General features: G+C 43.2%; 3 protein-coding genes. All 3 read left to right on the top strand.

What is annotated here, in order from left to right; translation table 11 throughout:
• Positions 1-2,121: type I secretion system permease/ATPase (locus MKL38_RS18040; RefSeq protein WP_270903990.1), on the top strand; the 2,121-nt coding region annotated here is incomplete at its 5' end.
• Positions 2,118-3,308 carry an HlyD family type I secretion periplasmic adaptor subunit gene (locus MKL38_RS18045; RefSeq protein ID WP_270903991.1) on the top strand — a complete coding sequence of 397 codons (1,191 nt, stop codon included), beginning with the start codon at positions 2,118-2,120 and terminating at the stop codon, positions 3,306-3,308. The genes MKL38_RS18040 and MKL38_RS18045, both read left to right, overlap by 4 nt.
• Positions 3,309-3,686: 378 nt before the next feature.
• A partial coding sequence (locus tag MKL38_RS19260) for a BapA/Bap/LapF family prefix-like domain-containing protein (RefSeq protein ID WP_333724267.1) occupies positions 3,687-5,236 on the top strand: 1,550 nt, incomplete at its 3' end.

A 5,236-nucleotide genomic window follows, 5' to 3' on the forward strand; every position in this document is an offset into this window, starting at 1 on the left:
TACCAGCCCTGGTTACAGGCGGTCTTAACGATTGCTAAACATTATCGAATTGAGCCTTCAGAAGAAAGAATCCGTTTACAACTTGACTGGAACCAGAATCAAAACCTTGATGATGTTTTACAGTTAATGACACGTCAGGTTGGGCTAAACCTACGTAAAGTACCGTTTTCTTTAGAGCTGCTGAACCCGTGGCGGCTACCTGTTATGGTCGAGTTTCATGACGGACAGGTCGGCATTATTGATAAAGCCGATACCCAAGGTAATGTCAGTATCCAGTTTAGTGGGGATCAGGGACTTTCTCAAAATTTAAGCTTAGATGTCTTAAAAAATACAATTAAGAATGTCTATATCCTGCGTCCTGAAAGTTCTATTCCCGATGCGCGTATTGATGAATATATCAAACCCTATGAAGCAAGCTGGTTCTGGTCAATTGTTCTAAGAGACTGGAAGCGCTACGTTGATATTATGTTTGCCTCACTCATTGCCAATGTGCTGGCACTGGCAACCATTGTTTTCTCAATGCAAGTCTATGACCGTGTTGTGCCTTCACAGTCTGTTCCAACCTTATGGGTGCTGGCTGGTGGTGTACTGATTGCCGCTATTTTTGAGTTTATCTTACGTGTGTCCCGAGTTTATCTATCCGATATTATTGGTAAACGAGCAGATTTACTTGTTTCTGACCGTGTATTTGGTCACGCCTTAAGAATCAAAAATAAAGATCGTTCAAAGTCTACAGGTAGTTTTATTTCCCAGATTCGCGAGCTCGAAGGTGTTCGTGAACTGGTGACCTCTACCACCATTAGTGCAATTGCCGATTTCCCATTCTTTTTCCTGTTCCTGACCATCTTTGCCATTATTGGCGGAAAGCTGTTTTGGGTGATGTTGCTGGTTGTGCCGCTTATGATTTTGCCGGGTCTTCTGGTGCAGAAAAAGTTAGCGCAATTGGCACAAGAAGGCATGAGAGAATCTTCAATCCGGAATGCCATTCTGGTTGAAGCGGTGCAGGGTATTGAAGATATCAAGTTGTTGCGTGCCGAATCGCGTTTCCAAAACCAATGGAATCACATGAATGAAGTTTCAGCCGATATTGGTATGAAACAACGTAAAATTGTCGGTACCTTAATGGCATGGACCCAAAAGATTCAGGGCTTAACCTATGCAATTGTGGTTTTGGTAGGATGTTTTGCAGTGATGGAGGGTGAAATGACCACGGGTGCTTTAGTTGCCTGTTCAATTTTATCTTCACGCATGTTGGCGCCGATTGCGCAAATTACGGGTGTATTGGGGCGTTTACAGCAGGCGAAAGTGGCTAAACAGAGTCTGGATGAACTCATGCAACGCCCGATTGATCAGGCTGAGCGTTCACATCTGGTACATAAAGCAGTTTTAAATGGCGACTATGAATTAAAAAATGTCTTGTTCCAATATGGAGAAGAAGACCCGAAACCAAGTTTAGCAATCCGCCATTTAAAAATTCGTGCTGGTGAAAAAATTGCAATTCTGGGGCGCAATGGTGCTGGTAAATCGACACTGCTTCAGCTTCTATCTGGCATGCAAGTCCCTGTTCAAGGCGCAGTGCATTTAGATGGTCTGGATCTTTCTTTAATTGACCCATCTGATGTACGTCGTGATATGGGTTTACTTAACCAGAACGCACATCTTTTCTACGGTACGATTCGTGAGAACCTAACTTTGGGCGCACCGCTTGCAACCGATGAAGATATTCTTCGTGCTCTAGTGGTGACGGGTGCATTACCTTTTGTTCAAGAGAAAAAAGAAGGGCTCGATCACCTGATTTTAGAGGGCGGGGTTGGTTTCTCGGGTGGTCAGAAACAAGCCTTGTTATTGGCTCGTTTATTGATTCGTCAACCCAACATTTTATTGCTGGATGAACCGACAGCAGCGATTGATGATGTGGCAGAGAAACAACTGATTGATCATTTAAAAGGCTGGCTGGCCCATCGAACCTTGGTGGTTGCGACTCACCGCCGCGCTGTTTTAGAACTGGTGGACCGTATTATTGTCGTTAACGACGGCAAAATCGTGATGGATGGTCCAAGAGATCAGGTCCTTAATCAATCAACAGCCCAACAAAAACAAGTGCAAGGGGATAATTCATGAGCGAACCAAAACAAGAACTCACCCGTTCAATGAATGTCTCTTATAGTGAGCCACCGTTACCACGTGCCAGTTTAGTGATCTGGATTGTGGGGATTGGCTTAGTTATTTTCTTTATCTGGGCATGGGTATTTAAACTTGAAGAAGTCTCTACCGGCACGGGTAAAGTAGTTCCATCGTCTAAGGAACAGGTCATCCAGTCCTTAGAAGGTGGTATTTTAACCAAGCTAAATGTACAAGAAGGCGACATTGTTCAAAAAGGCGAAATTCTTGCGCAATTAGATCCAACCCGTTTGGCATCGAATGTCGGTGAATCAAGATCTTTACTGATCTCCGCTCAGGCAACTTCAGCACGCTTACGTGCAGAGGTGAATGGTACTCCATTAGCTTTTCCTGAAATTGTGCTAAAAGAACCAAAACTTGTACATGAAGAAACAGCGCTATATGCGTCCCGCAGAGCTAATCTCGAACAAACACTTGCAGGCTTTAGACAGGCTTTGCAACTGGTACAACAAGAACTGGCAATGACGGAGCCTTTAGTTGCTAAAGGTGCGGCAAGTGAGGTTGAAGTTTTACGTTTACGTCGTGAAGCAAATGATTTGCAAAATAAAATGAATGATGTGCAGAACCAGTATTTTGTGCAGGCTCGTGAAGAGTTATCGAAAGCCAATACTGATATTGAAACGCAGCAACAAGTCGTACTGGGTCGTAGTGACAGTTTAGATCGTGCAGTGTTTAAAGCACCAGTACGTGGTGTCATAAAAGAAATTGCAGTCACTACCCATGGCGGTGTTATTCCGCAAAACGGCAAGTTGATGACCATTGTACCGATTGATGAACAGCTACTTATTGAAGCGCGTATTTTACCGCGTGACATTGCGTTTATTCGTCCGGGACAAGAAGCACTGGTTAAGATTACTGCCTATGACTACTCAATTTATGGGGGGTTAAAAGGTAAAGTTACGGTTATTTCACCAGATACAATTCGTGATGAAGTTAAACAAGATCAATTCTATTATCGTGTTTATATCCGAACCGATTCAGACAAGCTTTATAATAAAGAGGGTAAAGCATACAGTATTACACCGGGTATGGTGGCAACTGTAGATATTCGTACGGGTGAAAAGACGGTACTGGATTACTTGCTTAAACCATTCAATAAAGCCAAAGAAGCATTACGAGAAAGATAATAAATGTATATCTATATAGCTTTTAAATATTTAAAAGCTATATAGATATTAATAAAGATAAGATTTTGTTTTAAATGTGTGGTTTTTATTGGTTGTGTTTTAAAACATAAAAATATTAAAAGCATATTTTAAGTATTATTTGTTAGTAAGTTTTTGAAAAACAATATTTATTATTTTTAAGTTTCATTTGATTAATAAATAAACTAGTTGTTGCTGCATTTTTTGTGATGCAATTCATGTTTACAATTACTTTGTGCGTTGAGGTCGACCTTTGTTTTATCTAATTTATTCCTTAATTTGGGCTCTTCTTATTTAACAAAATTTAAGAGCTCTAAATTGGATTGGTTTAATTAAATAATCCTACGAAGGGGAATAAATATGTCTGAGATAAGGGTAGTTTCTAAGGAGAGTCATGAAACCTTAGAAACTACGACTAAGGATACAGTCTCTCTTTCCGAAGCATCAGTTATTTTAATAAAGGTAAATAAAGATGATGTTTCTGAAATTAGACAAGATGGTCGAAACGCAATTGTTACTTTAAAAAATGGTGAACAAATAGTAATAGTTGATTTTTTTAACGGGAGTAATTATTCAACTGATAATAGTCTAGTTTTTGAGGATAATAATCATAAGTTAATTTGGGTACAATTTACTGATGCCAATGGGGCATTATTAGAAAATATTACTTATAGTTATATCGATAGTATAGAACCACTGCTTTATCATGATGGAGCTGCATCTCCATGGGCATGGCTATCTGTACCGCTAACCGCAGCAGGAATTCTGTGGTGGGCACATGACAGCGATAAAAATAATAATTTAAATAACGACTCTGACAGCGACTCTGATTCTGACAGCGATTCGGATAGCGACAGCGATTCTGACTCTGACAGCGACTCTGACTCTGACAGCGACTCGGATTCTGACAGCGACTCTGACTCTGACAGCGACTCGGACTCTGACAGCGACTCTGACTCTGACAGCGACTCGGATTCTGACAGCGACTCTGACTCTGACAGTGACTCGGATTCTGACAGCGACTCGGACTCTGACAGCGATTCGGATAGCGACAGTGATTCGGACTCTGACAGCGATTCGGACTCTGACAGTGACTCGGATTCTGACAGCGATTCGGATAGCGACAGCGACTCGGATAGCGACAGTGATTCGGACAGTGACTCGGACTCTGACAGCGACTCTGATTCTGACAGCGATTCAGACTCTGACAGCGACTCTGATTCGGACAGCGACTCGGATTCGGACAGTGACTCGGATTCTGACAGCGATTCGGATAGCGACAGCGACTCTGACAGCGACTCTGACAGCGATTCGGATAGCGACAGCGACTCTGACAGCGACTCTGACAGCGATTCTGACTCTGACAGCGACTCTGATTCTGACAGCGATTCAGACTCTGACAGTGATTCTGACTCTGACAGTGACTCTGATTCGGACAGCGATTCGGACTCTGACAGCGACTCGGACTCTGACAGCGATTCGGATTCTGACAGTGATTCGGACTCTGACAGCGACTCGGATTCGGACAGCGACTCGGACTCTGACAGTGACTCTGATTCTGACAGCGATTCGGATAGCGACAGCGACTCTGACAGTGACTCTGACAGTGACTCTGATTCGGACAGCGATTCTGACTCTGATAGCGATTCTGACTCTGACAGCGACTCGGATTCAGACAGTGACTCGGACTCTGACAGCGACTCGGACTCTGACAGTGACTCGGACTCTGACAGTGACTCGGACTCTGACAGTGACTCGGACTCTGACAGCGACTCGGATTCGGACAGCGACTCTGACTCTGACAGTGACTCGGACTCTGACAGCGACTCGGATTCTGACTCTGATTCGGATAGCGACAGCGATTCGGATTCTGACAGTGACTCGGATTCTGACAGTGACTCTGATTCGGA

The organism is Acinetobacter sp. AOR14_HL, from assembly GCF_027855175.1.
In the GTDB taxonomy this organism is placed as follows: domain Bacteria; phylum Pseudomonadota; class Gammaproteobacteria; order Pseudomonadales; family Moraxellaceae; genus Acinetobacter; species Acinetobacter calcoaceticus.